Origin of the sequence: Arthrobacter psychrolactophilus (genome assembly GCF_003219795.1) — a bacterium.
In the GTDB taxonomy this organism is placed as follows: domain Bacteria; phylum Actinomycetota; class Actinomycetes; order Actinomycetales; family Micrococcaceae; genus Specibacter; species Specibacter psychrolactophilus.
Genome location: NZ_QJVC01000004.1, coordinates 144,543 through 171,398 on the forward strand (window position 1 = coordinate 144,543; position 26,856 = coordinate 171,398).

21 protein-coding genes are annotated in these 26,856 nt (G+C 59.1%); 6 read left to right on the forward strand and 15 right to left on the reverse strand.

Features of this window, described 5'->3' with window-relative positions; translation table 11 throughout:
• The first annotated feature begins 33 nt into the window (after positions 1-33).
• The 3 genes from CVS30_RS06900 (at position 34) to CVS30_RS06910 (ending at position 4,557) form a co-directional block, all read left to right on the forward strand.
• Complete coding sequence (locus tag CVS30_RS06900) at positions 34-1,383, forward strand: ABC transporter substrate-binding protein (RefSeq protein ID WP_181419715.1); 1,350 nt, start codon at positions 34-36, stop codon at positions 1,381-1,383.
• A gap of 73 nt (positions 1,384-1,456) precedes the next feature.
• Entirely contained in the window at positions 1,457-3,466 is a 2,010-nt protein-coding gene (locus CVS30_RS06905; protein WP_110484599.1) for a DUF6807 family protein, read from the forward strand.
• Complete coding sequence (locus CVS30_RS06910) at positions 3,463-4,557, forward strand: M24 family metallopeptidase (RefSeq protein WP_245934475.1); 1,095 nt, start codon at positions 3,463-3,465, stop codon at positions 4,555-4,557. Before CVS30_RS06905 ends, CVS30_RS06910 begins: the two co-directional genes overlap by 4 nt.
• 107 nt (positions 4,558-4,664) lie before the next feature.
• Here the strand turns inward: CVS30_RS06910 and CVS30_RS06915 are convergent, their stop codons facing one another.
• The 5 genes from CVS30_RS06915 to CVS30_RS06935 are packed head-to-tail and all read right to left on the reverse strand — an operon-like array spanning position 4,665 to position 10,563.
• Positions 4,665-6,116: an aldehyde dehydrogenase (NADP(+)) gene (locus CVS30_RS06915; RefSeq protein ID WP_110484775.1), complete on the reverse strand. Its 1,452-nt coding sequence runs from the start codon at positions 6,114-6,116 to the stop codon at positions 4,665-4,667.
• A 42-nt stretch (positions 6,117-6,158) separates the two neighbouring features.
• A complete protein-coding gene (locus CVS30_RS06920; RefSeq protein ID WP_110484601.1) occupies positions 6,159-7,241 on the reverse strand; it encodes a mandelate racemase/muconate lactonizing enzyme family protein in 1,083 nt (360 codons plus the stop codon).
• Positions 7,242-7,253: 12 nt separating this feature from the next.
• Positions 7,254-8,177 (reverse strand): 5-dehydro-4-deoxyglucarate dehydratase, encoded by a 924-nt coding sequence (locus tag CVS30_RS06925; protein ID WP_110484602.1) that lies wholly within the window; start codon positions 8,175-8,177, stop codon positions 7,254-7,256.
• Between the two features lie 8 nt (positions 8,178-8,185).
• Positions 8,186-9,121 (reverse strand): NAD-dependent epimerase/dehydratase family protein, encoded by a 936-nt coding sequence (locus CVS30_RS06930; protein ID WP_110484603.1) that lies wholly within the window; start codon positions 9,119-9,121, stop codon positions 8,186-8,188.
• Positions 9,122-9,123: 2 nt separating this feature from the next.
• A complete protein-coding gene (locus CVS30_RS06935; RefSeq protein ID WP_110484604.1) occupies positions 9,124-10,563 on the reverse strand; it encodes a Gfo/Idh/MocA family protein in 1,440 nt (479 codons plus the stop codon).
• Positions 10,564-10,779: 216 nt separating this feature from the next.
• Between CVS30_RS06935 and CVS30_RS06940 the strand changes: the two genes are divergently transcribed.
• Positions 10,780-11,814, forward strand: coding sequence for a LacI family DNA-binding transcriptional regulator (locus CVS30_RS06940; RefSeq protein ID WP_110484605.1), 1,035 nt, complete (start codon positions 10,780-10,782; stop codon positions 11,812-11,814).
• Positions 11,815-11,832: 18 nt separating this feature from the next.
• Here CVS30_RS06940 and CVS30_RS06945 read toward each other — a convergent pair whose 3' ends face one another.
• The gene (locus CVS30_RS06945) at positions 11,833-13,092 is read right to left on the reverse strand and encodes an NAD(P)/FAD-dependent oxidoreductase (RefSeq protein WP_110484606.1); all 1,260 of its coding nucleotides are present in this window, start codon (positions 13,090-13,092) and stop codon (positions 11,833-11,835) included.
• A 263-nt stretch (positions 13,093-13,355) separates the two neighbouring features.
• Here CVS30_RS06945 and CVS30_RS06950 point away from each other — a divergent pair, with 263 nt between their 5' ends.
• On the forward strand, positions 13,356-15,683 hold the full coding sequence (locus CVS30_RS06950) for a beta-galactosidase (RefSeq protein WP_110484607.1): 2,328 nt from the start codon (positions 13,356-13,358) through the stop codon (positions 15,681-15,683).
• A 73-nt stretch (positions 15,684-15,756) separates the two neighbouring features.
• Here CVS30_RS06950 and CVS30_RS06955 read toward each other — a convergent pair whose 3' ends face one another.
• From CVS30_RS06955 to CVS30_RS06970, 4 genes are read right to left on the reverse strand one after another with little or no spacing between them, the layout of a single operon-like run.
• On the reverse strand, positions 15,757-17,214 hold the full coding sequence (locus tag CVS30_RS06955; RefSeq protein ID WP_110484608.1) for a rhamnulokinase: 1,458 nt from the start codon (positions 17,212-17,214) through the stop codon (positions 15,757-15,759).
• A complete protein-coding gene (locus CVS30_RS06960) occupies positions 17,211-19,292 on the reverse strand; it encodes a bifunctional aldolase/short-chain dehydrogenase (protein WP_110484609.1) in 2,082 nt (693 codons plus the stop codon). The genes CVS30_RS06955 and CVS30_RS06960 overlap by 4 nt, the downstream gene beginning before the upstream one ends.
• 2 nt (positions 19,293-19,294) lie before the next feature.
• Positions 19,295-20,461, reverse strand: a complete 1,167-nt coding sequence (rhaI, locus tag CVS30_RS06965; protein WP_110484610.1) for an L-rhamnose isomerase — start codon at positions 20,459-20,461, stop codon at positions 19,295-19,297.
• Positions 20,458-20,829 (reverse strand): L-rhamnose mutarotase, encoded by a 372-nt coding sequence (locus CVS30_RS06970; RefSeq protein ID WP_110484611.1) that lies wholly within the window; start codon positions 20,827-20,829, stop codon positions 20,458-20,460. The genes rhaI and CVS30_RS06970 overlap by 4 nt, the downstream gene beginning before the upstream one ends.
• A 123-nt stretch (positions 20,830-20,952) precedes the next feature.
• Here CVS30_RS06970 and CVS30_RS06975 point away from each other — a divergent pair, with 123 nt between their 5' ends.
• On the forward strand, positions 20,953-21,978 hold the full coding sequence (locus CVS30_RS06975) for a LacI family DNA-binding transcriptional regulator (protein WP_110484612.1): 1,026 nt from the start codon (positions 20,953-20,955) through the stop codon (positions 21,976-21,978).
• On the opposite strand, the gene CVS30_RS06980 is transcribed toward CVS30_RS06975, so the two are convergent.
• From CVS30_RS06980 to CVS30_RS07000, 5 genes are all read right to left on the reverse strand, one after another.
• Positions 21,964-22,644: a DUF1961 family protein gene (locus tag CVS30_RS06980; RefSeq protein WP_110484613.1), complete on the reverse strand. Its 681-nt coding sequence runs from the start codon at positions 22,642-22,644 to the stop codon at positions 21,964-21,966. The genes CVS30_RS06975 and CVS30_RS06980 overlap by 15 nt on opposite strands.
• Entirely contained in the window at positions 22,641-23,291 is a 651-nt protein-coding gene (locus CVS30_RS06985) for a rhamnogalacturonan acetylesterase (protein WP_110484614.1), read from the reverse strand. The genes CVS30_RS06980 and CVS30_RS06985 overlap by 4 nt, the downstream gene beginning before the upstream one ends.
• A gap of 48 nt (positions 23,292-23,339) precedes the next feature.
• Positions 23,340-24,212, reverse strand: a complete 873-nt coding sequence (locus CVS30_RS06990) for a carbohydrate ABC transporter permease (RefSeq protein ID WP_110484615.1) — start codon at positions 24,210-24,212, stop codon at positions 23,340-23,342.
• A gap of 1 nt (position 24,213) precedes the next feature.
• Positions 24,214-25,212 (reverse strand): ABC transporter permease, encoded by a 999-nt coding sequence (locus CVS30_RS06995; protein WP_245934476.1) that lies wholly within the window; start codon positions 25,210-25,212, stop codon positions 24,214-24,216.
• A gap of 78 nt (positions 25,213-25,290) precedes the next feature.
• Complete coding sequence (locus CVS30_RS07000) at positions 25,291-26,853, reverse strand: extracellular solute-binding protein (RefSeq protein WP_110484616.1); 1,563 nt, start codon at positions 26,851-26,853, stop codon at positions 25,291-25,293.
• Positions 26,854-26,856 lie beyond the last annotated feature (3 nt).

Consider the following 26,856-nt stretch of genomic DNA (forward strand, 5'->3'; position numbering starts at 1 on the left):
CTCAGAAACAGTCAACGTAGATTGGATTATTCCGTGTCAAAATCGATCAAGAACTCCTCCCTCGCTTCCTTGGACGCACCCGTGTCCCGTAGAGGATTCCACCGACTTTTGGGTGGGGCCGCAGTAGCAACCACCGTTTCTCTTGCCCTTGCGGCATGCGGTTCCGACACGTCCGCGACGAACGCAGACGGCAAGGTTGAAATCCGATTCAGCTGGTGGGGATCTGATGCTCGAGTCAAAGTGACCACCGCGGCCATCGCCGCCTTTGAAGCGGAAAACCCCGGCATAAAGGTCAAGGCCGAGTATGGAGACTGGAGTGGTTACTGGGACAAGCTCGCTACGCAAACCGCCGGAAATGATGCTCCCGATGTCTTGCAGATGGATGAGAAGTACATTGCCGAGTACTCTTCCCGCGGCGCCCTCTTGGATTTGTCCAAGTACAAAGTAGATACAACAAACCTCGTGGCCGACGTCCTCAAGGCCGGAAAGAGTGATGCCGGCCTGACAGGCATCCCCGCTGGGATCAACGCTGCCACCATCATTGCCAATCCCAAGGTCTTCAAGGATGCCGGAGTGGAACTCCCCAACGATTCCACCTGGACGTGGGAAGACTACAAGAGAATTTCCGCAGAGGTGACGAAAGGTTCGCCAGACGGAGTCACCGGTTCCACCGCCTACAGTGCAGATCAGGCGTCCCTCAACGTCTGGCTACGACAAAATGGCAAAGACTTCTTCGCCACCGATGGAAAGTTGGGCTTTGCCCCGACGGATCTGGAAGGCTGGCTGGCGTTCCTCATTGAATTAGGCGATGCCAAGGCCATTCCGCCGGCTTCCACTGTTATCGAGGAGCAAGCTTCTCCTCTGGACCAAAGCGCCACCGCAACCGGCGCTGCCGCCATGTCCTTCTGGTGGTCCAACCAACTTCCTGCCCTGGAAAACGCCGCAGGCACTGAACTTCAAATCTTGAATTACCCGTCTAAGACGGGAAATTCTGCCGATGCAAAGCTATGGTACAAGCCATCGCAATTCTGGTCCGCATCTGCGCGCACAAAACACCCTGAGGAAGCCGCGAAACTCATCGAATTCCTTGCCAACAGCACGGCAGCAGGCGAAGCCTTGCTGGCTGACCGCGGCGTCCCCACCAGCACAGTGGTTCGGGCTGCGGTGGCAGACAAGATGACTCCCGCGAATGTTCGAGTCATTGACTTCATTGACGGTATTAAGGACAAACTCGGTCCGGTTCCTCCCGCGGTGCCCAAAGGGGCGGGTGCCATGGAAGAAATCATTAAGCGCTACGCATCTGAAGTGATGTTTAAGCGCCAAACACCCTCTGAAGCTGCCAGCAAAGCCGTTGAAGAGATGACCGCAGCCATCAGTAGCTAGATCGTGTGGTGCAGCTTCGTGCCGAAGCTACACCACACCACTTTTCATCTTAAGCAAGGACAGGATTTTCTTCATGGGCACCACACAACAAACGTCGGCGCCGGCCCTCGGTGAGCCAGTAACTCGACTCCCCCGTATCGCTTTGGTCGGCATCAATGGCTACGGAGCACGCCACCTGAGCAATCTTGGGCGACTCGAAGCCGCCGGAACCCTCAAATTGGTGGCCGTGGCAGATACTAACCCTCCAGAACCAGGCCAATTACCCTCCAGCGTGACTGTCTTCCCCAGTTTGGAGGACTTACTGGCAGCAGGCACAGCGCCAGATGTGGTCATCATCGCCACCCCGATTCAAAGCCACGCTTCGCTGGGTCTGCTGGCCTTAGCCGCAGGAGCCGACGTCTACCTCGAAAAGCCAACTGCCGCATCCTTTGCGCAGTTCCTGGAACTCCGCTCCGCAGCGGAAGCCGCTGGAAGTGCAGTCCAGATTGGTTTCCAATCGCTGGGTTCACTGGCCCTACCCGCACTAAAAGAGGCCATTAAAGACAACGTTCTTGGAACCATCCGCGGTTACTCCGCCACAGGGACATGGCTACGCGACAAGGCTTATTACGAACGCTCCGCCTGGGCTGGAAAACGCACCATCAACGGTGTTGACGTGGTGGATGGCGTCACCACCAATCCCTTGGCACATGCCGTTGCCACGGCACTTCAGATTGCTGGCATTCACTCCGCCGATGCCATCGAAACTGTAGAAACAGACCTCTACCGGGCCCACGAGATCGAAGGTGACGACACCTCAACCGTTCGAATCACGCCCTGGCACGGTCCCGCCGTCGTCAGTGCCCTCACAGTCTGCGCACCCGAACAGACTGACCCGTACGTCACGGTTCACGGAACTGCCGGAACTGCCGTCTTCTTTTACACAACAGACGTCCTGGAAATCACGACCGCAGATGGCACCACTAGGGAAACGTTTGGGCGCAGCGATCTGCTCGAAAACCTTTTGGAGCATCGTGCCCATGGCACCGCGTTGCTCAGCTCACTGGAAAACAGCGGCGCCTTCATGCGTGTTCTTGAAGCTGTCCGCACGGCTCCCCCGCCCTCGCCCATAGCCGCTGAACATGTTGAATGGATAGGTTCTGGACCTGCCGCGCACCCTGTCATCGCCGACATTGCTTGGTGGATTAAAAGAGCGACGACGGCGCAAGCCACCTTCAGCGAAATCGGCGCACCCTGGGCCCGAGCGGCGCAGTCGAAGGACTCAATTCGAGTCTCTGGCACTGTTGTGGCTCAAGAAATTAGCGGAGAGAAGGTGGCCCCGACGCTGTCGCCTCGCCCCTACATGCATCCGATCATGACGTTGCAGGGAACCATTGTCACCGATGCCATGCCGCTAGATCATGTCTGGCACCTCGGCGCGGGTGTGGCACTGCAGGACGTCAACGGCGTGAACTTCTGGGGAGGGCGTACCTATCGCCGTGAAGAAGCTGGCTACATTTGGAGGCCCGACCACGGCACGATCCTGCGTACCTCTTCTGTTGAGCACGAAGCGGCCCGTGTGGAACAGCTGGCGTGGCACGACCCAGATGGCGCCGAGATTCTCCATGAAACACGTACGTGGCGCTGGTCCGAAGCCGCCCACGGAGCATGGCAACTGACACTTTCCTACACGCTGACACCGGCGGGAACCAACTCCGTGAGTTTGGGAAGCCCCGGATCCAACGGCCGTGAAGCAGGAGGCTATGGTGGCTTCTTCTGGCGCCTCCCACCCATCGCAGATATGAGCGTCCGAACCGCTCAAGCTAGCGGCGAAGGCGCTGTCCATGGCAGCCGTACCCCTTGGCTGGCCTGCACCGGCAGTTTCGACGGCCGCCCTGCCACTCTAATTTTCAAGGCCCCTCCCGAAGCCAACGACCCGTGGTTTGTCCGTGTCGAAGGATACCCAGGAGTGGGATCCTCCCTTGCTTGGGACACAGCGGTCGTGCTTGAACCCGTAGAATCCTTGACCCGCACTATTGCCGTCACCATTGCCGACGGCATCGCCACCGACCAGCACATTAACGAATGGACCGATTCTCTATGACTTCACCGGCCCTCATCGCCCATCCTCTCGAGCGCAAACTCGAGGACCGCGCCATCAAACGCGCCCGTGTTCTAGAGATCCTTGATGCTGCAGCTCGGGACTCTGTCCTTCTGACAAGTCACACGACGCTCAGCTGGTATCTTGACGGCAGCCGCATTGGCATCAGTTTGGCCGGTGACCCCATTGCCGCCCTCCTCGTGACGCACGATGGCGATCACCTAGTCACGTTTAACAACGAGGCTCAGCGACTCATCGCCGAAGAAATTCCTGCCGGAGTCACCGTTCATGAGATCCCGTGGCACGGTTCCTTGAGTGATGTCGCCTCATGGCTTGGACCCGGCATCTTCCCTGCCACAGAGTCAGAGCTAGCCACCCCACTGCGGTTGGCGCGGCGCTCACTGCTTCCCGGTGAGCTAAGCCGGTACGAACTCCTCTGCCGGGATTCCGCCACTATCTTGACCGACGTGCTCTCGCAGGCCACCCCGCAGACCACGGAGCGCCAGATCGCGGCGGCCTTGGCCGAGCGAGTTGTCGCAGCGGGCGCCGACCCGCTCGTACTCCTGACCAGTGGGGCATCTCGGGCAGCTTTCCGCCATCCGCTGCCGACGGATAGCGCCTTGGGCCGACGAGCCATGGCAGTTGTCTGCGCGCGTCGCGATGGCATGATCGCCAATGTGACGCGATGGGTGAGGTTCGACGACGGAACCTCGGCCGAGCGCGACGCCGAGGCACGTATCGCCAATGTAGAGTCGGATATTTTTGATGCCACCGTCCCGGGCGCAAGCATTGCTCACGTCTTTTCTGAAATCCAGGCAGCATATCCACGGCACGGTTTCGGCCCAGATCAGTGGCAGTTGCACCACCAAGGCGGTCCAGCAGGCTACGCAGGACGCGATCCTCGGGCCACAGTTGCTGTCGCGGATACGATCGCGCTCAACCAGCCCTTCACCTGGAATCCGTCCGGACCGGGCGTCAAAATTGAGGACACTGTGCTGCTGAGCTCCGAGGGAATCCGCCCCTTGAGCGTGGATCACCGCTGGCCTACAACAAAGGTCAACGGCATCGACCGCCCCATCACGCTCCAGCGATAGGACTCGAAAAGCCGCCACTCATCCCTATGGAGGGCTTGCATAACAGAGGGGACCCACCACTTTAGTGGTCGGTCCCCTCTGTTATTTGAACTGCACGATGACTCTCGTTAAGCGAGCGTCAGCACGCCATCCACACGGCGCGGGACGCCGAGCGGGTTGCTCTCACGCAGCGCCTCCGGCAAGACGGACTCCGGAGCATCCTGAAACGCGATCGGACGCTGGAAGCGGCGGACCGCCGTCGCACCTACAGACGTGAACAATGACGTGGTCGCCGGGTACGGACCACCGTGCTGCTGGGACCAGTTCACGGACACTCCCGTGGGCCAACCACCGAAGAGCACTCGGCCGGCAAGACCCGTGAGCTGCTGAACCAAGGCCCCAATGTCTTCTCCGTCTTCGGCGTGAACCGTGGCGGTGAGGCTACCCGGAACCAGAGCCAAGGCGGCTGTCAGCTCGGCTTGATCACGGTATTCAATAAGCAAAGTGGTCGGTCCAAAGCATTCCTCCAGGATGGCCTGCGGGCTGCCAATAACAGCCGCAGCGGTTGTGGAAAATACGACGGCGGCGGCCCCGTCTGCTTCCGCGTCCTGTTCCGTGGACCCACTGAGTACGGAGACGTCCGGCTGTGCCGCCAGAGCAGCAAGGCCTACCGGGTAGGCTGCAGCGATCCTGTCGGTCAGCATGGGTGCCGCTGTCTTGCCGATGCACTCGGTGGCCACTGTTGCACCAAACGTGGATCCTGCCGGGATGAAGACCAGACCCGGCTTAGTGCAGAACTGGCCAGCGCCCAGCGTGAAGGAAGCAGCCAAACCAGCGGCAAGAGCATCGCCGCGAGCAGCCAGCGCAGCTTCCGTGATGACGACGGGGTTCAGGCTGCCCAGTTCGCCGTAGAACGGAATAGGCTCCGGACGTGAGACGGCAAGGTCAAATAAGGCCCGGCCACCGGGGATGGAGCCGGTGAATCCTACGGCCTTGATGAGCGGGTCCTGCACAAGGGCCGTTCCCGCTTCACGGCCAGCCACGAGGGCAAAAAGCCCTTCGGGCGCACCGGCGTCACTCAACGCCTGGCTCACAATTTCTGCCGTTCGCTTAGACAGCTCAAGGTGCCCCGAATGAGCCTTGACGATGACCGGGCAACCAACGGCCAATGCCGAGGCCGTATCGCCACCAGCGACCGAGAAAGCGAACGGAAAGTTCGATGCCGAGAATACGGCGACCGGACCCACGGGGTGCAGGATGCGACGCAGATCCGGTCCTGGCGGTGTGGAGTTCGGATTGGCGTGGTCAATGACAGCTTCCAAGTAGGAGCCCTCTGTGATGACTCGGGCAAAGAGTCGCAATTGCCCGGTGGTTCGGGCCACCTCACCGGTGAGACGAACCGTTCCGAGGCGGGTTTCAGCGTCAGCAATTTCTACTAGCTCGGACACGTTAGCGTCCAAGGCGTCGGCAATCGCGTTAAGCCACGATGCTCGCTGGGCGTCACTTGCCGCCGCAGCCACTCCGGCCGCTGCATGAGCGGCGGCTGTCAGTTCTTCAAGGTCTAGCGTTGCAGTCTGCACGTTCATTGTTCCTCTGCTTGTAAAAATGAATACCGGTTAGGACTAACGGGTGGGAATCCCTGCGGCGAATTGCAAGCCCAGCCCTGGGCGTCCGGTGCCGGAAAGTCGGCTGTCGCGAATCGTGATCGGGGATGGTCCGGCCAAAATTCCCAGCTGTTCAAAGGAGGCGTCTTCCACATCCTCTACGGCGACAGGGTTAGCCAGTGTCAACGCAAGCTGTCCGGAAAGTTCCGGCAGCAGATGCGGGGCAACGGCAATGCTGTTGGTGCGAGCCAGCTCCACGATGCGACGGAACGGGGTAATTCCACCAACACGCACGATGTTGGGCTGAATGACGTCCACTGCTCCGGCATCGATAAAGTCCCGGAAACGCTGGATCGTATGCACGTTTTCACCCAGAGCAATGGGCACGGAAGAATGCTGGCGCAATCGCTTATAGGCCCACAGATCATCGGCCCGGATAGGTTCTTCCAACCAATGGAGGTTGAACTGTTCTAGGCGGGACAACGCCCGAATCGTCGTGGGTAGATCCCAGCGCTGATTGGCATCGATCATCAAGGCACGGTCGGGCCCAATGACGCTTCGTACCGCAGCGACCCGATCCACATCCTCAGCGATATCAGGCTTTCCCACCTTGATCTTGACGGATGAATGCCCTGCGGCCACCCAACGTTCTGCCTGGGCGATGAGTTCTTCGAGGGAGTAGTGCAGGTTAACGCCGGAACCATAAACCTCTACAGATTCACGGCGTTTACCCAAGAGTCCCGCCACCGAGGTGTTGGCATTCCGTGCCGCCAAATCCCACAGGGCAAGATCAATTCCAGCCATGGCGATCGTTGTCAGTCCTCCGCCCCCTGCCTCATGTAGCCGCAGCCACAGGGCATCCCATAAGGGCTCGGGATCGGCTGGCAGGCCGAGCGCGAAAGAGGCAATATCAAAGTCCAACAAGGCTTTGACAGCCTGCGGGCCAATGGTTGGCGTCCACGAAAAACCGTGGCCGATGCCGCCGTCGTCAGTCTCTACGGTGGTGGCAATGATGTGATTTTCCGGCGCCTCCACACCCCAACTGCGGCGCAGTGGCACCGTCAGCAACCGGGTGTGGAACGCTGTGATCTTCGAGCTCATGCGCCTTCTGCCTTAAGCGTTTGCCAGCGCATGGCTAGCAGCGAGTTCGTGACCGGCGGCCAGGATGGCAGCCAAACGAGCTTCCTGATCGGCGGTGGGATTCACCAGCGGAGGCCGGACCGGGCCGACCGGCAAGCCAGCCTGGCGTAGGCCGGCCTTGATGAGTGAAACACCGAAGCCGGGGGTCTCGTCGCGCAATCGGACCAGCGGAGCGTAGAAGCCTGCGATGAGTTCTTCGCGGGCGGCCTCATTGCCATCCATGTAGGCGCGGTAGTAAGCCGTGGCGATCTCTGGCGCCATGGCAAAGGCGGCCGATGAGTACAGCGGCATGCCGAGACCACGGTAAGCGCCCTGGGTCAGTTCGGCGGTCAGGAGACCATTGAAGAATTGGAAGTCCTCGCGGCCTGTTGCTCGAACGGCGGAGACGATTTCCTGGGCCAGACCCACATCACCAATACCGTCCTTGAATCCGATAACTTTCGGGTTGGCAGCCAGCTGCACCATGGCTGCCGCCGTGAATTTGGCGTTGGCACGGTGGTAAACAATGACAGGAAGTGTGGTTTCGGCGGCAACGGCTTCAATGTAAGCCACCAGCCCGGCCACGGGGGCGCCCACCAAGTACGGCGGCAAGACCAAAAGCGCATCTGCACCGGCAGCTTGAGCTGCGCGGGCTGCATCGAGAGCATGTCCCAACGGTCCACCGGCGCCGGCGATCACCGGAACGGCACCGTTCACAACCTGGACGGTGGCTTGGACGACGGTGGCGATTTCCGTCAGGCTCAGCGCATGGAATTCGCCCGTTCCGCAGGCTGGGAAGATGCCGCCGGGCTTGAAGGAAAGACGTGAGGCGACATGCTCCTTGAGGAGCACAACATCTACCTGTCCGGCTTCATTGAATGGGGTGACGGGGAAGAAAAGAACGCCTTCGAAATTCAATGGATCTCCTAGAGTGCGGCCGCGGACCTCAGGCCCGCGGTATTGGTGTCGGTAAGTTCTGTGCGCCAGCTTCGCTGCGGCGTCCAGCCCAAGATTTCTTGCGCCTTGGCGATGGAAAATGCGGGGCTCGTGCCGGTCAATCCGGCCGCCAGCGCCTCACTGCCGGGCAAGAAGTCCGGCATGAGCTTGTCGAGAGGTTCAATGGCGAGCGCATCTGCTGCGCCAACAAAGAAGACCTGGGCGTTTTCGATGCTGTCCATCTTTTCCAGGAGGACGGCTAAGAAGTCGGCGACGTCACGAGCATCCACATAGTTAAACAGTGCGGGTGCGGAAAGTGCCGGATCTGCCAGACGTTCCGCGAGAGTGTGTCCCTGCTGGGTGGGGGCACCTTCCCACTCCTCCGGGGAAATCACATAGCAAGGACGGAAGGCGGCATAGCGCGTGGCTTCCCCCGAAGCAGCGGCGAACATACGCATGACTTGTTCGGCCACCAGCTTGGACAAGGCATAAGCGTTCCATGGCTTTGGGGTGGTTTTTTCATCCAAAGGGAAGCTGTCCGGCAGCCACCCGGAAGGGTTGCCGTAGCCCAGCACGGTCGGGCTAGAGGCAGTCACAACCCGACGGACGCCGTTGCTCGTGGCCGCCTGGAAAACGTTGTAGGCCAACATCGTGTTGGTTTTCAGGATGACGTCTTCGGGTGCGCTGAAAGGAACAGCAATCGCGGCAAGGTGGATCACAGCATCAGGCAAGTGCCGTGCCATTACTTTGTTAACGGCTTCTGCGTCGAGGAGGTCAACCGATTCCTGGGTCACACCTGCCAATGCGGGATCTGCAGGCAGGCTATCGCGGTCCAAAGAAATCACGGTGTGACCGGCCGCGGCGAATCCGGCGACAACGCTTCGACCCAGCCTTCCGGACCCTCCGGTGATAAGTACGGTGGTCATCTCTAGCCCTGAACCTTTCCCGATACCTTGGCAAGGTCGGCGCCTAGCCCCAGTTCTGGAATTCGGATCGCATTTCCGGTCAACAACGATGCATTTCCGGCGATGCCCACTGCAACAGAACGCAGCCCGTCAAGGTAACCGGAGGGACGGCCCAGGGGGTCTTCTCCGGGACCATTGAAGAGGTCTGCCAGCAGCAGCGTGTCGCCACCGCCGTGCCCGCCTTCGCCATTGACAATAGGTACCTCATACGCGGATCCCCAGTGACGCTGAACAATGAGGCGTTCACCGTTGCGGCGCACGGCGTCATCTTCCTCGATAGGGGTCGCACTGGGATCCACAACGTTTTTCTTGTCGGTGCTGTCATGGACAGCGGCCCGCTCTACGACCTCAAGTTCTGCTCGACCTTCGGTGCCGTTGACGCTCACTCGGTAGCCTTCCCAGGGGCTATGGGCGTTGAGGGAATAACTCAAGGTGGGGCCGCCGTCGTAATCCACCGTCAGGGCCAGGTTGTCCTCGATGGTGATGCCATCGGTGAAGACGTCTTGGTCGCGAAGATACCCGTCGAACTTTTCGTTTTCAAGGTAGAGCGCAGCCAGTTTGCTGTCCTCACGAAGGTCCAAGGCAAACGGATCCTGCGCGGCACCGTCGATGGTGCCTCGAGCCGGACGCTCGCCCAAACCACGAGCGGTAGCGTTGTCCGAACCATAGAAGCGCAAGCCACCTGAGGCATAAACACGCGCGGGGACATCGTCGATCCACCAGTTGACCAGGTCAAAATGGTGGGATGCCTTGTGGATGAGCAAGCCACCAGAATTCTTCTTTTCACGGTGCCAGCGGCGGAAATAGTCAGCTCCGTGAACGGTATCCAGCATCCAGCTGAAGTCGATGCTGGTGACCTTGCCAATCACACCACTCTGAATGAGTTCTTTAAGTGTGCTGTTACGCGGCGAGTACCGGTAATTGAAGGTGACAACCACATTCTTGCCGGTTTCCTCGATGGCTGCGGTGATCCGGCGGCAACCGTCAACATCAATCGTGAGCGGCTTCTCCACGACAACATCGGCGCCGGCACGCAGTGATTCAACAATGTAATCCGCGTGAGTGTAGTCCGGAGTGGTAACAATGACTCGGTCTATCGAGTTTGCCTTGATGAAAGCCGTCAGCTCGTTCGGATCGAAGGCTTCAGGCAGAATCTGAGACGATTTGTCCTGTTCCGAGGAGTCGCTCTCAGCACTCAGCCTGGCCGCAAGATCCGTGTAATAGGCAGTACGGCCCGGGTTCAGATCCCCGATGGCCACCAGTTCGGCCGTATCGGCATGGGCTCCCATGATGGCCTGAATGTACATCTCGGCCCTGGATCCTGCCCCGACCAGCGCTATGCGAGCTTTCTTCTTCGATAACACTTCTGCTGCCCTCTCGGCGGACGACACTACGGTACTCATGAGCTTGGATGACCTTTCACAACGTTGTACGGTTACCTGCCCGCCCCACCCGTGGGTAGTTCCTTTTGGGTAGTTGAGACTCTTGAAGTAAATTTATTGAGAAAGCGTTTTCTCAATCTGTTATATGCTTTCTATCAACACACTGGGCACCACGTCAAGGCGCATTCGATTTACGACATCGCCATACTGGCTGGCGCCCCAAACTGAGGAAGAACCATGGCTAAGCGAGCCCCAAGCAACCGAATCGGCATCTCTGACGTCGCCGCGAAAGCAGGCGTCTCCTTGGCGACTGTCTCTCGTGTCATGAACGGGAACCAGAGCGTTGACCCAAAAATCGCTGCTCGAGTGCAATCGGCTGCCGCAGAGCTGAAGTACCAACCCAACCCCATCGGTCGAAATCTGGCCCGAGGGAAGACAGAAACCATTGGAGTAGTTGTTCCCGATCTAGGGAATCCGACGTTTCAAACGGTGTTGCGCGGAGTGAGCCGGGCAGCGGCCCAAGACGGTTACCGCGTCCTCATCGCAGACTCTTCGGAGGTTTCCAGCGAGGAAGCCATCCTGGCGGGCGAAGCACGCCGGCGCTGCGACGGCGTGGTGCTGTGTGCGCCACGTATGAGTGCGGCCGAGCTGGAAGAACTGGCTCCGAGTTTGCAACCCATGGTTCTGGTCAACCGCACAACGAACGTTCCCAACAGCCCGAGTGTCATGATCGATTACGGCAAGGGAATCCAAGACCTGGCGGGACATCTCGCAGACCTTGGGCACACAAGAATTGCTTACGTTGCCGGACCAGCCAGCAGCGCATCCAACGCCCTTCGCCTGGTGGGCTTGGAAAAATTTAGTCGAACTCACCCACACATCGAAGTGGTGCACTTACGCAACGGCTCGACATTCGAGGACGGTTACGAGTCTGCCAATGATGTACTTTCCAGCGGTGCGACCGGCATTCTTGCCTTCAATGATCTGACAGCCATGGGTCTTCTCAGCAGTCTCAATGAGCGAGGCATTCGGGTTCCTGAGGATATCTCCGTGACTGGCTTCGATGACATTCCCTTTGCTCGTTACACCACACCGCCCCTCACTACCGCGGCAGCTCCCATCATGGAAGCTGGGGAACAAGCATGGGCACAGATGCGCGAGCTGCTCTTCGGGAATGCCATCACGGAAGCGGTACGCGTTTTTGAACCACACATAGTGGTGCGAGGAAGCACCGGCGTCCCACACGGAAAGGACTCCACGGCGGAGAGCTAAACGCCGTGGAGCCACAACCTAGCGCAGCGGGTTGAAATGACGCAGGGTAGCTGGCGCTGTTTGGCCGGTCAGCCCTGCCGCCACCATCTTGCCTGTCAGTGGTCCAAGCGCGATCCCCCACATGCCGTGCCCGCCGGCAACATGCACTCTCGGAGAACGAGTCGCACCCACCAGCGGGAACCCATCAGCGGTGCAGGGTCTGGAACCAACCCATTCTTCGGACCGTTCATCCCAATTGATACCGGTGAACATGGGCGAGGCGGCCTCCACAATGGCCTTGATCCGTCGCGGATCCAAGGGCGCATCAGCATCTCGGAACTCCATCATTCCGGCGACCCTGAACCGATCCCCTAGCGGGGTGCAGGCGACACGTTGTGCCGGGAAGTAAATCGGCCGGGTGGGCATCGTTTCAGGCACCACAGTGAAGCTGTAACCTCGCCCCGCCTGCACCACTCGCTTGACGCCGAATTTACGCGCCAACGTCCCCAACCATGCACCCGTGGCGAGAACTACGGCGTCAGCCTTGATGAGGCGGCCCTCCGAACCAATGACGTCTACGCCGGATCCCGTGTCCCGAACATCAAAAACCGTAAACGCACTAATGATGGTGGCGCCGCGAGCCACGACGGTATCCGCAAGGGAGTGCATGAAGGCTGGCGGGTTAATGAATCGCTGATTGCGGATTTCGATTCCCGCAGCCACGCCAACACCCAGCGCTGGTTCAAGCTCACGGATTTGATCTCCCGTAATCAGGTTGAAGTCCACCTGGCCGCCCGTTTCCCGAATGACGTGGAACTCCTTGACTAAGGCGTCACGGTCTTCCTTAGAAGCGAAACCCGCTAAGAACGGATCCGCTATGTGAGTTTCTTCGGCCACGGCTGGCGTTCCGGCCGCGATTTCATCAAAGGCATCAATCCCGGTCCGGCCCAGCTCAGCAAACACACCCATGGCCGAACGCCATTTGGCGGACGTGCAATTGCGCGCGAACCCCACGAGGAATTTCAGAAGTGTCGGATCAGCAGATAACGGAATATACAGCGGCGAGGCCGGATTGATCATGGCCTTGAGGCCGTATCGCAGGACCGCCGGTTCGCTCAGCGGAAGTGTCAGGGCCGGGGTGAGCCAACCCGCATTCCCCCAAGAGGAACCCGAGGCAACCCCGCCGCGATCGACCACGGTGACCTTAACACCCTGCTCCTGCAAATACCACGCGGTAGATAATCCAATGATTCCCGCACCAACAACAACCACATGCTCAGGCGCCTTTGCACTGACCACGATTCACTCTCCTTTGAGCTTCATTCGACCCACGGAGGGCCCTTGCCCCAAGCTAACCACTTTTGTTCGATAGCCCCAATTCCTCCGCGGACAGTGAGCCCCCATCGTAGTAAGGAGCGATAAGCATCACCGAGCACATCCATCACGACACAATGTCCCTCAGCGATTATGAATCGATACAATTATCGGGGCTGTTCTTCTCGCGCTGCCCGAAGCGCCGGCCCTGATGGCCCATTATTCTCTCTTGCGACAGGACTATCTCCATGTTCCACGCCACCATTCCCGCTGCGGAGCAAAACGACTCCCTCCCTCTGATGGGCGACGGGGAAATCACCGCCTCTAGCCAGCACCTCACCCGGAACGGCGCCCCATGGTTCCCGATCATGGGCGAGTATCATTTCAGCCGCCAAGATCCTGGGCAATGGCGCATCGGGTTGGAACGCATGAAACAGGGCGGCATCACGGCCGTCTCAAGCTATGTCTTTTGGCACCATCACGAAGAACAACAAGGCGCCTTCCAATGGAATGGAAAGCGAGATCTCCGCGCCTTCGTGACGCTGTGCGCCGAGCTTGGCCTCGATTCCGTGGTGCGCATCGGCCCCTGGGCTCATGGCGAGGCCCGCAATGGCGGATTCCCGGATTGGTTGCAGGCCCTCCCGCTTCACCATCGCAGCGACGACCCACAGTATCTGGACTATGTGCGGGCTTTCTTTGGCGAGATAGCAACCCAGCTCCACGGTCTCTTCCACAGCGACGGTGGCCCCATCGTGGCATTGCAGATTGAGAACGAACTCTACGATCAGCCGGGACACATCCTCACGCTCAAGAGAATGGCTCAATCCCTTGGCATGACGCCTCCCCTGTGGACTGCCACGGCATGGGGCGGCGCCCAACTACCGGCCGGGGAGGTCTTGCCGCTTTACGGCGGATACCCCGAAGCATTTTGGGAAGATGCCCACCCCGGGTGGGCGCGCGGGAGCCGAAAACACTATTTCTTCAGTCATATTCGCGACGACCATTCCATCGGCGCGGATCTGCGCCCTCTTGCCAGCTCGACATCCGAGGCGGAGGAACTCGATGCACCCTTTGCCACCTGTGAACTGGGCGGCGGAATGCCGTCGGCCTACCATCGGCGTCCCATTATTCCGGCCGCGGATGTGTCGGCGCTGGCCCTAGCCAAGATCGGTAGCGGCTCCACGTGGCAGGGCTATTACATGTTCCACGGCGCTTCTCAGGGTCTAGGTGAGTTGTCTACTTTGCAAGAGTCCCAGGCCACGAACTACCCCAACGATCTTCCCGTCATGAGCTACGATTTCCAGGCCCCCTTGGGTGAGCACGGGCAGCTCCGTGAGTCCTATCATCGCCTGCGTGCTCAGCATCTGTTCCTTGCTGAGGTGGGCCCGGACCTCGCCCAGATGCCCATGACCTTGCCCGACGTGCTCCCTGCCGGACTCGACGATACTCAATCCTTGCGCTGGTCAGTCCGCAGCAATGGCCGTTCCGGCTTCCTCTTCGTCAATAATCACCAGCCCGCAACGGACGCACTGCCGCCCAAACACGACGTCCAGTTCAGTCTTAGGATGTCCGACGGCGGGAATCTCACCGTCCCTCGGCAAGCGGTCACCGTGACTGCGGGAGCGCATTTCGTCTGGCCCTTCAACCTCCCCCTTGGCGAGAACGCAACACTCGTGCGCACCACGGCCCAGCTCCTCACCAGCCTGCCGGTTCCAGGAGGGCGTTGTTTTGTTTTTTCTCGAACTGACGGCATTGCCGCGGAATTTGAGGTTTCTCTTCCCACGTCCGACGGCGACACTCACCAAATCCTGCCACTGAAGGTTCCCGCAGGCTACGGGGCGATTGAGCTGGAGGTGACGGCTGGCGTATCCATTTTGCTCGTCGACGCAGCGGATGCCCTGCGGCTGTGGACGGCCAGGTTCGACGGTGAGCCGCGGATCATCTTGGCCGATTCCGTCGTGGAGAGCAGTGGTCTGCTCATGCTCGACATCTCAACTTCTCGTCAGGACGTTGCCATCTATCCTCCCGTCGAACAGCTGCGCATCACGTCCGGAACCCCTGAGATAGCCGTTGAAAAGTACGCACATCAGGGGCCACTGAGCGTGTTCTCTGTCGAGGTTCCGGAGTCACAACTGGCCACTTCTCTCAACGTGGCGCCGATCTCCGAGGCAGCCGGACCAGCGCCTCAGAGAATGGGTGGATCCCAGAATCGAGCCTCGGCCCCCGTGGATGCCGACTATGCACAGGCCGCTCAGTTGCACCTGAATTTCACCCCGGAGCAGCTCCCGCTCGGGATGCAAAACCTGTTGCGCATTTCATGGACGGGCGATGCCGCCAAGGCCCTTGTGGGCAAACAGCTCATCTCGGACAACTACTGGAACGGATTGTCATGGGACATCGATCTGACGCCGCACCGTGAAGAGTTGCTCCAACAGGGACTGACGTTGCAGGCGTTCCCCTTCGACCCCGACGCGCCCATCTACGTCGAGGAGACGATCCGACCGACCCAGCAGCTCCTGGAAATCACGGACGTCCGCATTCTCCACCAACGCTCCGTGCCACTGAGCGCTCAATAGAAAATACCCCGCAGAGAGGGTCAAAATCACGATGATCTGGCCTTCTCTGCGGGGTATGGGGTTATTGCATCGATCAGCCGCGGGGTACGTATCTGATTCCCGGATGGCTTGCCGCGACAATGGCGCGTAATCCCTCCAAGGCCTCAGGCGCAGCCCCGGCCGCCCGGGCCTGGATGAGTACGTTCCCGAGTGCCGTCGCCTCAACGGGGCCTGCCACAACAGGCAGTCCGGCAGCATCGGCCGTGAGCTGGCACAGAAGCGTGTTCTGCGAGCCGCCGCCCACAATATGGATCACCTCGACAGGCTTCCCCGAGAGCTCCTGCGCCTGCGCGAGCGTCCTTGCGTAACTCGCGGCGAGGCTATCGAGAATGCACCGCACGACGGCGGCCGGCCGGCTTTCCAGCGCGCCTCCCCCGGCGCGTGCGGCAGCAAGAATCCGCTCCGGCATCTGTCCCGGGGCGATGAAGTCCTCGGAGTCCACATCGATGAGCGGACCGCCTGAAGGCTCCGCAGCGGCAGCCGCCAAGAGCTCCGGTAAGGACAGCGGCAGGAGGCTCTGGCGCAAAGCCGGGGACCCGGCGTCGTGAGCTTCTTGCTCCCACGTCCGGATCGACTCGCTCAGTAACCAGAGGCCACCCACATTCCGCAGGTAACGAATGGTGCCGTCCACGCCTCGTTCGTTCGTGAAGTTCGCCAATCGGCTCGCCTCGCTCAGAACAGGCTGATCGAGTTCCACACCGACGAGCGACCAGGTCCCGGAAGAGATGTATGCGAAATTCGGTGTCGTCGCCGGAACCGCGGCGACGGCCGAGGCGGTGTCATGCGAGCCCACGGCGACAACCCTGGTCACAAGCGGCAGCCCGGTTCGCTCCGCACTCTCAGCTCGCAGCGTCCCGATGACCTCACCCTGTTCTACCAGTGCCGGAAAGAGGTACCGGGGCAGATCAAGCGCGCCGAGAAGCTCACTCGACCACGATTCGGCCACGGCGTCATACAGCCCGGTGGTGGAGGCGTTCGTGGACTCCGAGCGGCGCTCGCCCGTCAAGAAATAGGCGAGCAAATCCGGGATCAACAGGGCCTGCTTGTCAGTCAGGTCCCGCTCGGTAGCCAGCTGGAAGATCGTATTGAAGGGCAGGTGCTGCAACCCGGAGACCTCGTACAACTTTTCCGGGGCCACAATGCCGTGCACATCTGCCACGGCAGTAGCGCCGCGGCCATCGCGATAGCTAAAGACGGGTCCGGCAAGGGTGCCGTCGGCGGCGACGAGGCCATAGTCCACCGCCCAGGTGTCGATGCCGATGCTTGCAATACTGGATCCACGCGCGGCAGCGTGTTCGGCGGCGGCGGTCAGGCCCACGAGTACCTGCTCGAAGAGCCCCTCGATGTCCCAGAACAAGCTGCCAGCTCGTTCCACAACTCCGTTCGGGAAGCGGTGGACGACCTGCAAATCGGCCGCACCGGCCCCCACCGCGCCGACAATGACACGTCCAGAAGACGCGCCAATGTCGACGGCGGCGAACAAGGAACTCATCGCAGGAAGGCTGCTGCCACGCCGGCGTCGACGGGGATGTGCAGACCCGTGGTGTGTGAGAGCTCTGCAGAGGTCAACACGGCAGCGGCGTTAGCCACGTTTTCCGGCAGGACCTCACGCTTGAGCAGGGTTCGCTGTGCGTAGTATTCGCCCAACTTTTCCTCATCGACTCCGTAGACAGCGGCGCGTTTTGCACCCCAACCACCGGCGAAGATACCGGAGCCGCGGACCACACCGTCGGGGTTAATGCCGTTGACGCGGACGCCGTATTCGCCCAGTTCGGCGGCTAGCAGGCGCACCTGGTGAGCCTGATCTGCCTTCGTTGCCGAGTAGGCGATGTTATTGGGTCCGGCAAAGACTGAGTTCTTGGAGGAAATGTAGATGATGTCTCCGCCCATGTCCTGCTCGATAAGCACCTTCGCGGCAGCCTTGGAGACCAGGAAGGAGCCCTTGGCCATGACGTTATGCTGCAGATCCCAGTCCTTTTCGCTGGTTTCCAGTAAAGGCTTGGAGATGGACAGACCGGCGTTGTTAACCACGAGGTCCAGTCCACCGAAGGCCAAGACGGCAGCATCCACGGCGCCCTGCACGGCGGTTTCATCCGTGACATCAGCCTGAATTCCAACGGCCACGTCCGGGCCGCCCAATTCCAGAGCCACGGCTTGAGCCGCCTCAAGGTTGAGATCGGCGATGACAACACAGGCGCCTTCTGCCGCGAGTCGGGTGGCGATGGCCTTTCCAATGCCCGACGCCGCACCCGTCACCAAGGCGATGCGGGTTGCGTGCGACTTCGGCTTGGGCAGCCGAGCCAACTTGGCTTCCTCGAGAGACCAGTATTCAATCCGGAATTTCTCGACCTCATCGATGGGCGAGTAGGTGGAGAGTGCCTCCGCACCGCGCATGACGTTGATGGCGTTGAGGTAGAACTCGCCAGCTACGCGAGCGGTCTGCTTGTTACCGCCGAAGGAGAACATACCAACACCCGGCACCAGCACGATGGCCGGATCGGCGCCGCGCATGGCCGGCGAATCCGGCAGTGCGTTGCGGTCGTAGTACGCCGCATAATCCGCACGGTAGTCCGCGTGGAGTTCCTTCAAGCGGGCGATCGAGTCTTCCACCGAAGCACCAGCGGGAAGATCAAGGATCAAGGGCTTGACCTTGGTGCGCAGGAAATGGTCCGGGCAGCTTGTGCCCAGGGCGCCAAGGCGGGGGTGTTCTTCCGAACTGAGGAATTCCAGCACGGCGGCGTCGTCGCTGAAGTGACCGACGGCTGCCTTGTCGGTGGACGCCAGTCCACGGATCGTCGGGGCCAAGGCCGCGGCCTTCGCGCGGCGCTCGGTCTCAGACAGTGCGCCGTAACCTGCCAGTTCGGCGCCGAAAGGGTTGGGCCGGCCGTGGGCGTTGATGTAGGCCTCTGCCGTCTCAATGATCCACAGCGAGTTCGCTTCGGCTTCCTCACTTGTGTCACCCCACGCGGTGATGCCATGCCCGCCAAGGATGGTGCCGATCGCTTCGGGGTTGTTCTCCTTGATGGCGGCAATGTCCAGACCCAGCTGGAATCCGGGACGACGCCACGGCACCCAGGCAACCTTGCTGCCGAAAATCTTGGCCGTCAGTTCCTCGCCGTCGGCAGCCGTGGCAATGGAGATGCCAGAATCCGGGTGCAGATGATCCACATGGGACGCGTCGACGAGACCGTGCATGGCCGTATCGATCGACGGAGCAGCCCCTCCCTTACCGTGCAGGCAGTAGTCGAAGGCAGCAACCATTTCATCTTCACGCTCAACGCCCGGGTAGCTGTTGACCATGGCGCGCATACGATCCAGACGCAGCACGGCTAGGCCAGAGTCTTTAAGCGTGCCAAGGTCTCCTCCGGATCCCTTGACCCAGAGCAATTCCACATCTTCACCCGTGACAGGGTCCGTCGCGGTGCCCTTGGCGGAGGTATTCCCGCCGGCGTAGTTGGTATTGCGTTTGTCGGCACCCAAACGGTTGGAGCGGGAAATCAACGCGGCCACAGTGTCGGTGCCCTGGGACGCAGTGGCGGATACCGCCGTCGTACTTGTTGAGTTAGTCATGGTTAGGCTCCCCATCCGGCCTGGGTTCCGCCCACGCGCTCATCGTTAATTTTCTTCTGGTAGCCGCTGGCGGCGAAGGCGGCCAACGGATCACCCGGCAAACCGCGCTCTTCGCGCCACTGCGCCAAGGCGGGACGGACATCGGTGTAAAAAGCGTCGGAGAAGATCGCGTTGGCGCCGAGCACATCGCCGTCGTTCTGGGCTTCGGCCAAGGCCACTCGATCAACGAGGAGGGCGCGCGCCGTCATTTCCTGCACGTTCAACACGGAACGGATCTGGCCGGGAATCTTCTCCTCCAGGTTGTGGCATTGATCCAACATGAGGGCCACGCCGGAGTCAGGTCCCAGACCGTCGCCGCGGATGACCTCGTACATGATGCGGAACAGCTGGTACGGATCTGCCGCGCCCACGATGAGGTCATCGTCGGCGTAGAAGCGGGAGTTGAAGTCGAAAGAGCCCAACTTACCCAGACGCAGGAGCTGCGCGACGATGAATTCAATGTTGGTTCCGGGTGCGTGGTGGCCTGTGTCGAGGCAGACCAGCGCCTTCTCGCCGAGGGCAAGAGTCTGCGCGTATGAGGTACCCCAGTCCGGGACATCCATGTGGTAGAAAGCGGGCTCGAAGAACTTGTATTCCAGGACAAGGCGCTGGTTATCACCCAGACGGGCGTAAATCTCCTGCAGGGACTCGGCCAGACGGTCCTGACGGCCGCGCATATCGCCCTGGCCCGGGTAGTTGGTGCCGTCTGCGAGCCAAATTTTCAGGTCGCGGGAGCCCGTGGCATCCATGACGTCGATGCACTCGAAGTGATGGTCGATGGCCTGGCGGCGAACCTTCGCATCGAGATGAGTCAGCGAGCCGAACTTGTACACGTCGTCCTGGAACGTGTTTGAGTTGACCGTTCCAAGACCCACGCCGAGATCCTTGGCATAACGGTCCAGCGCCGCATAGTCCTCAACCTTGTCCCACGGGATATGCAGGGCGACGGCGGGCGCCAAGCCGGTGAGCTTGTGCACCTGCGCGGCATCCGCAATCTTTTCCTCGATGGTGCGAGGCGTGCCCGGGGTACCAAAAACCTTGAAGCGAGTACCCGAGTTGCCGTAGGCCCACGAGGGGACTTCAATTGCCAGCTGGTCGAGGCCATTGAGCGCCGTTGCCATGTCCGTCATTTCACTTTTCCTTCGTTAATTTGAGCATCGAGAATGCCGGCAGCAGCCAGCTGGTCTTCCAAACTAAAAACTTCTTCCATCACCATGAATCCCTCATCGGGGTTGCCTTCTGCTGCTGGAAAGAGCCTCGCCATTTCCTTCTGCCAGCGAACGTTGATGTCGGTCAGGGCCATGCGGGCGCGGGCGGCATCGAGGTCGTCGCATTCAACAAAACCAATCAGCAGGCCGTCATCACCTAGGTGCAGCGTGTAGTTGTTCCAGCCGGCTTCTTTCAATGCCAGAAGCATTTCCGGCCATACAGCCGCATGGGCTGCCTTATAGGCGGCGAGATGTTTCACATCTACCGCGGAACGAAAACAAACACGCATTGAACCCTCTAATTCTTGAAACGATTCATTAGTACGATTCAAAGTACACTTGCTTCTAAAGTGATGTCAACCATGGCCCGCAATTGGACTTCACCCATCGGGCATTGAAACGGAGTAGGACCAATGCGGGCAGCGAGCATCAAGGACGTAGCAACGCATGCAGGTGTTGCCGTCGGCACAGTTTCAAATGTGCTCAACTATCCGGATCGAGTAGCCGAGAAGACTCGCCAACGGGTCTTGAATTCGATTAATGAACTTGGTTTTATTCGCAATGACGTTGCCCGGCAGCTTCGCGCTGGCCACAGCCGCACCATCGGCCTCATCGTTTTGGACATTGGAAACCCGTTCTTCACCTCCATTTCCCGAGCAGCCGAAGACGCCGCATCGGAAAGCGGCAACGCGGTTGTTCTTGGAAATAGCGGTCACGACGCCAATCGCGAACGGCACTACATCGACCTCTTCGAGGAACAGCGCGTACAAGGGGTCCTCATCTCCCCCGTCTCTGACATTACCGAGCGCTTATCGGCGCTGACGGCACGGGGAACCAAGGTCGTCCTCGTGGACAGCCCGTCCAGCGAGGGTGATTTCAGCTCCGTCTCAGTCGATGACGTACACGGCGGCTACACCGCCACTAAGCATCTATTAGATATTGGCCGTCGCAAGATTGCCTTTGTTGCCGGCCCCCAGCACTTTCACCAGGTGTCTGACCGTTTGGCCGGGGCTCGAAACGCCGTGGCTGAGTTCCCCGACGCCACCTTGGAAATCTTGCAAGGCAACGACCTGACTGTATTGGCAGGCCGTGAAGTGGGAGATACCCTCGTGATGCGCCAGCAGGGAGAATTGCCTGACGGCTTGTTCTGCGCCAACGACCTCCTAGCGCTGGGCATGATTCAGTCCCTGACCATGCTCCATACGCTGCGCATTCCCGAGGATGTCGCGCTGGTCGGCTACGACGACATCGACTTTGCCGCCTCCGCCGTCGTTCCCCTCACCTCCATCAGCCAGCCCACAGCCATGATCGGTCGGACTGCGATCGAGCTTCTCGCGGAGCAGTTGGATAACCCCGACGCGAAGCCTCGTTCCGTCGTCTTCAAGCCGGAACTGGTGGTCCGCGCCAGCACCACCGAGGCGCAATCACACCAACGCTGAGACGGAAAGGTTACGGTAGGCGGCTTGTAACGGAGCCATCTGCCGCAACCCCAAGTAGCCACCACCTATGGGAGGGCCATTCGTGACGCCGTCGTCGCTCCAAGCAAAGAGCTGCAGCCCGTTGATACTGAACGTGACATGCGGCCCCTCTTGGGTTACTTCTACTCGATAGAACCCGTCTGCGTCCTCCGTAGTAGGCAGCGGGTCAGCTCCTTGAGCAACCAGATGGAAGCCGCTACTTTTGCGCAAATTACATGTGCGAAAAGCCCGCTCTGAGGCGTACTTGTGCCGTTGATAGGAAATGTGTAGAGCGTTGATATCTGAGGAATGATACTGAGGGTAATATCCGGTGCGAGGCGCCAAGCTCTGGGAAAACAACTCCTGGCCGGCCGCGCCTTGAGCCCCGAAAAAAACCATCGCCAAGCCCTGACCGGATATTGGGAAGTATTCCCAGGAAATTCTGATCCGGTCCGGGAACTTTTGCGGGCACCACACCGTGAAATGAGCATAGTCCCCCAACACCTCGGGATCGGCATGACTGGCCAAGACTGCGCCTCCATGGCCGTTGCTGATCGTGATGGGCCCCTCGCGCACCCAGTCGGTGAGAGACTCGGCTGACATGGGGTTGCTATAGAGCACTCGTTCTTTCGTGGGCACAGCCGTCACGCCACCGCCACCTTATTGCAGATGAGCGCCAGTTCCCTTGCTACGTGGCCTGCCACCTCGGCCGCCCCGGTGCAGTTGAAATGAGTGTCATCTAGTAAGCCGTCGGGCCAATGCGCGTGACTGCCGGGCTCCAGATGAGTGAAATAGGCGATGGACCCATTCTCGCCGGCCGTGTCGTACAGGGCCGCCGTCCAATCGTTCAACTCGATGACAGGCACCTGCTGTCGTCGCCCGATCCGTCGGACGGCGTCGGCATAGGCTGCCAGCGTGAGGCGCTGCCGCCCGTCGATGAAGTTGCGTCGCTCCACAGGAGTACACAAAACTGGCTGAGATCCTCCCGCTACGACTTCCGTAATCATGCGTTCTAAGTTGCTTCGGTACCCTGTTTCGGGACCCAGGTGGCTGCGTTTTTGATCATTGTGGCCAAATTGAAGCAATACAACGTCCCCCTGCCCAAGCTCTGCTAGGAGCAGGGCCCAAAGGCCTTCATCCCTGAAGGTCTCGGTGCTCACACCACCCTTCGCAAAATTGTAAACAGCCCCCCACTGAGACACGAACGGAGCCAGTTCATTACCCCAACCGCTCATGGGGTACTCATAGCTGGGGCAACGGGCAACAGTAGAGTCCCCTGCCAGTAGAATTTTCATTTTCTTTTTCCTTATCCAAGTTCTGCTAAGGGTGGTAGTTTTCTTGAACTAACCCTTGACCGAGCCCACGAGCATTCCCTTGGCGAAATGTTTTTGCAAGAAGGGATAAAACACCAAGATGGGCAGGGTGGCCACCACAATGACCGCAAATTTTATACCCTGAGCCGGTGGTATATAATTCGGGTCGATGTTACCGCTGGCCATCAAATCGCTAGCCGCCGTAACTTGCCTCAGATACATCTGCAAAGTCCACATGCTGTTGTCATTAAGGTAGAGCAGTGGAGACATGAAATCGTTCCAAATGCCGACAGCGTAGAACAAAGCAAAGGTAGCCAGAACCGGTTTACTCAGAGGCAAGAGAATCCGCCACAGAATTCCAACCTCCGTGGCGCCATCGATCTTTGCCGACTCCTCCAACTCGGCGGGCAGCTCCTGGAAGAAATTCTTAATGATAATGAGGCTGAAAGGATTGATGGCGGCCGGCAGAATCAGCGCCCAGTAACTGTTCAAGAGACCTAAGTCTTTGACAAGTAGGAACGTGGGGATCATGCCACCGGAGAACACCATGGCAAAGACGACCAGATTCAGAATCAGCTTGCGCCCTGGCAACTGCTTCTTGGAGAGAGGGTAGGCCATGCTGACGGTCAAGACTAGTTGGACAACCGTTCCCACAACGGTGACCAGTATCGTCGTCACCAACGCCCGCATGAACGCGGGTGTGGAAAAGATGTATTTGTAAGATTCCAGAGACACCTCGTTAGGCCAAACAAAGAATGGTCGGGAGGTGATTTCCACTTCGGTGGCAAATGAACCAGCCACGACGTACACAAACGGCAACAGCGTCACGATGCCAATGAGTGCGAGAAAAACATAGTTTGCGCCATCAAAAATCCGGCCGCCTGTAGTGTTGTGAATTTTCATGTTAAAACAGTCCGCTCTGATTGAAACGCTTTGCCAGCCAGTTCGTTCCGAAAATCAGCACAATCCCAATAACGGACTTAAATAGGCCAACTGTGGTGCTGTAGCTATATGCGCCCTGTGTGATGCCAACGAAGTACACATAGGTGTCAAAGACGTCAGCGACACTGCGATTAAGCGCATTCGTCATGAGATATATCTGTTCGAAACCAGTGTTTAGCATCTGTCCAATCGCTAGGATCAGCATGACGATGATAGTGCTGCGGATCGCTGGCAACGTAATGTGCCAGACCCGCTGGAAACGGCCTGCACCATCAAGAATTGCCGCCTCATACTGATCTTGGTCCACCGTTGAGAGCGCCGCCAAGAAGATAATGGTTCCCCATCCTGTATTTTTCCAAATATCCTGCAAAACAATCAGTGGTCTGAACCAAGCCGGATCGGTGAGGAAATCTATCTCTGTGCCAAAGAGGCCATTGAGGAAGTGAAACAAGGGGCCCAGATCCAAGGCAAATAGCAAGAAGCTCAGCGAGGCAACAATGGTCCAAGAAAGAAAATGCGGAATGTACACGAGCGTTTGTACCGTGCGCTTGAGGATGGATAGTCGCACCTCATTAAGCAGCAGCGCTAAGACAATGGTGAGAGGGAAGGCAATGCCGAGGCTGAGCCCGGCCAGAATTAACGTATTTCCCATCAGTCTCGGAAAATCTGGGTTGGCAAAGAAGTCCGCAAAGTTCTGCACCCCCACCCAGGGGCTGCCGTTGACGCCTAGGAACGGCACATAGTCTTTGAAGGCAATCGTGACACCATACATGGGTCCGTAGCGGAAGATCGCAAAGTATAAAATGCCCGGCAAGAGCAGCAGGTACAGCCATTTGTAGTGCCTGAATTGGGTACGGAATGTTCGTTTGCGAAGCGGTCCTCGTGCACCATCTGACGTTGTCCTAACCGTCTCTGATTCTGCCCGGGATGGGGTGTCAACAACCGGCAAAAGTTGTGCCATAGCAGTCCTCTCTCAATGTTGTGGTGGCCAGCGGTGCAGTATGCCCAAGGCAGTCCGCACCGCTGACGCGCGGCATGTTTACTGGTTCTCTTGCCAGAGCTTGTTGGTTTCTTCCTTGATTTGGTCGCCGCCGGAGGTACCCCACAACTTAATGGCGTCTTTTAGCCCCTGTTCATCGATTTGTCCGGCCAAGTACTTGATCCGGGCGTCGGCAATGATATTGTCCAGCTGAGCACCCTTAGCCACATAGGTTTCGGAGACATAGGGGGCCGCAGGGTTATATACGGCACTCTTGAGGTTTTCCGCCATGACAACGAGGCGCTCGTCATACACCTTCTGCTCGTACTCGGTGGACTGTTGGACCTTGTAGAACTCGTCGCCCTTAACACTGGTGCCCAACTGGGAGAAGCTCTTGACGTCTTCAGTGACCTTTTTGCTTTCAGCCGTTTCAGTCTCGACGAGGATGGCCCGGCCGTCGGTCACCGTGAAATTGACGCCTTCAATTCCGTTGTTTAGCAAGACTGCTACGTCCTTGCTGTTCATCGCATTCAAGAATTCCAGCACCGCTTTGAGGTCTGCTTCGGTGCGGACACTGGATTTGGGGATGGCCAAGAAGCCAGAGTATCCATCGGTAGGATGTGCGTAGAGCTTTCCGTCCGGGCCCGTCAGGTTGCCCGTAAAGGTAACCTTGTTTTCAAAGTCGTCCGGGTTGGCCTGCTTGAACAACGTAATCAGGGCGGCAACTCGGGAATCGACATCGATGATTATGCCGGCCTTACCGTTGAAGAAGGCATCGTTCCATTTGGTACTGTCGGCCGTGGCGAAGTCGGCATTAATGAGTTTCTCATCCACCATCTTCTTGACGTACTTGTTCGCTTCCAAGAATTCGTCAGTCTCGAAGCTGGGCACCAGGGAACCGTTGCGTTCACTCCAACGGTTGCCAGCTCCAAACCATTCCTCGACCACGTCGTAGGGGCTGTTGCTGCCAATGGATCCGGGCCACTTCGGGATCATGATGCCGGTGGTCCCACCCTTTCCGTCGCCGTTCGGGTCACCGACGGTGAAGGCTTTCGCCACCTCATAGAGCTCCTCGGTGGTCGTGGGCACTTCCAGGCCAAGCCTGTCCAGCCAGTCCTTACGCAGAATTACGGCAGTTCGCATGGGGGTGCGGCCACGGAATATGCCATACACCTTGTTGTTGATGCTGGCGTTGAGCTGCACCTGCGGCAGGGTGGTGACTAGGTTTGGGTAGTCCTTGAGTTTGTCCGTCAGGTCCCAGAAAGCGCCGGCTTGGGCATTCTTCACGAAGCCAGGCGACTTGCCCTGGATGACCATAACATGGGGCAAATCATCCCCAGCCAAGGTGATGTTTGTCTTGTCTTCATACGAGGAGTTCGGCGTCCAGTTGATGTTCAAGGTCTTGCCCGTGGCTGCCTCAACCTTGCCCTGCAATTCGCCGCCAGGCAAAGGTGCGTCAGTGCCTAGGAACGGGGCCATTATGTTCACCGTTGACAGATCCACCGGCGCCGTTGAGCCACTATTGCATGCTGTAAGGGCGAAGACAGCGGTGCCGATCGCGCCCCCGAACAAGGCTCTGCGACTAAAGGGTGCGTTGACGGCGTTCCAGGTAGTTTGCTTCATTGC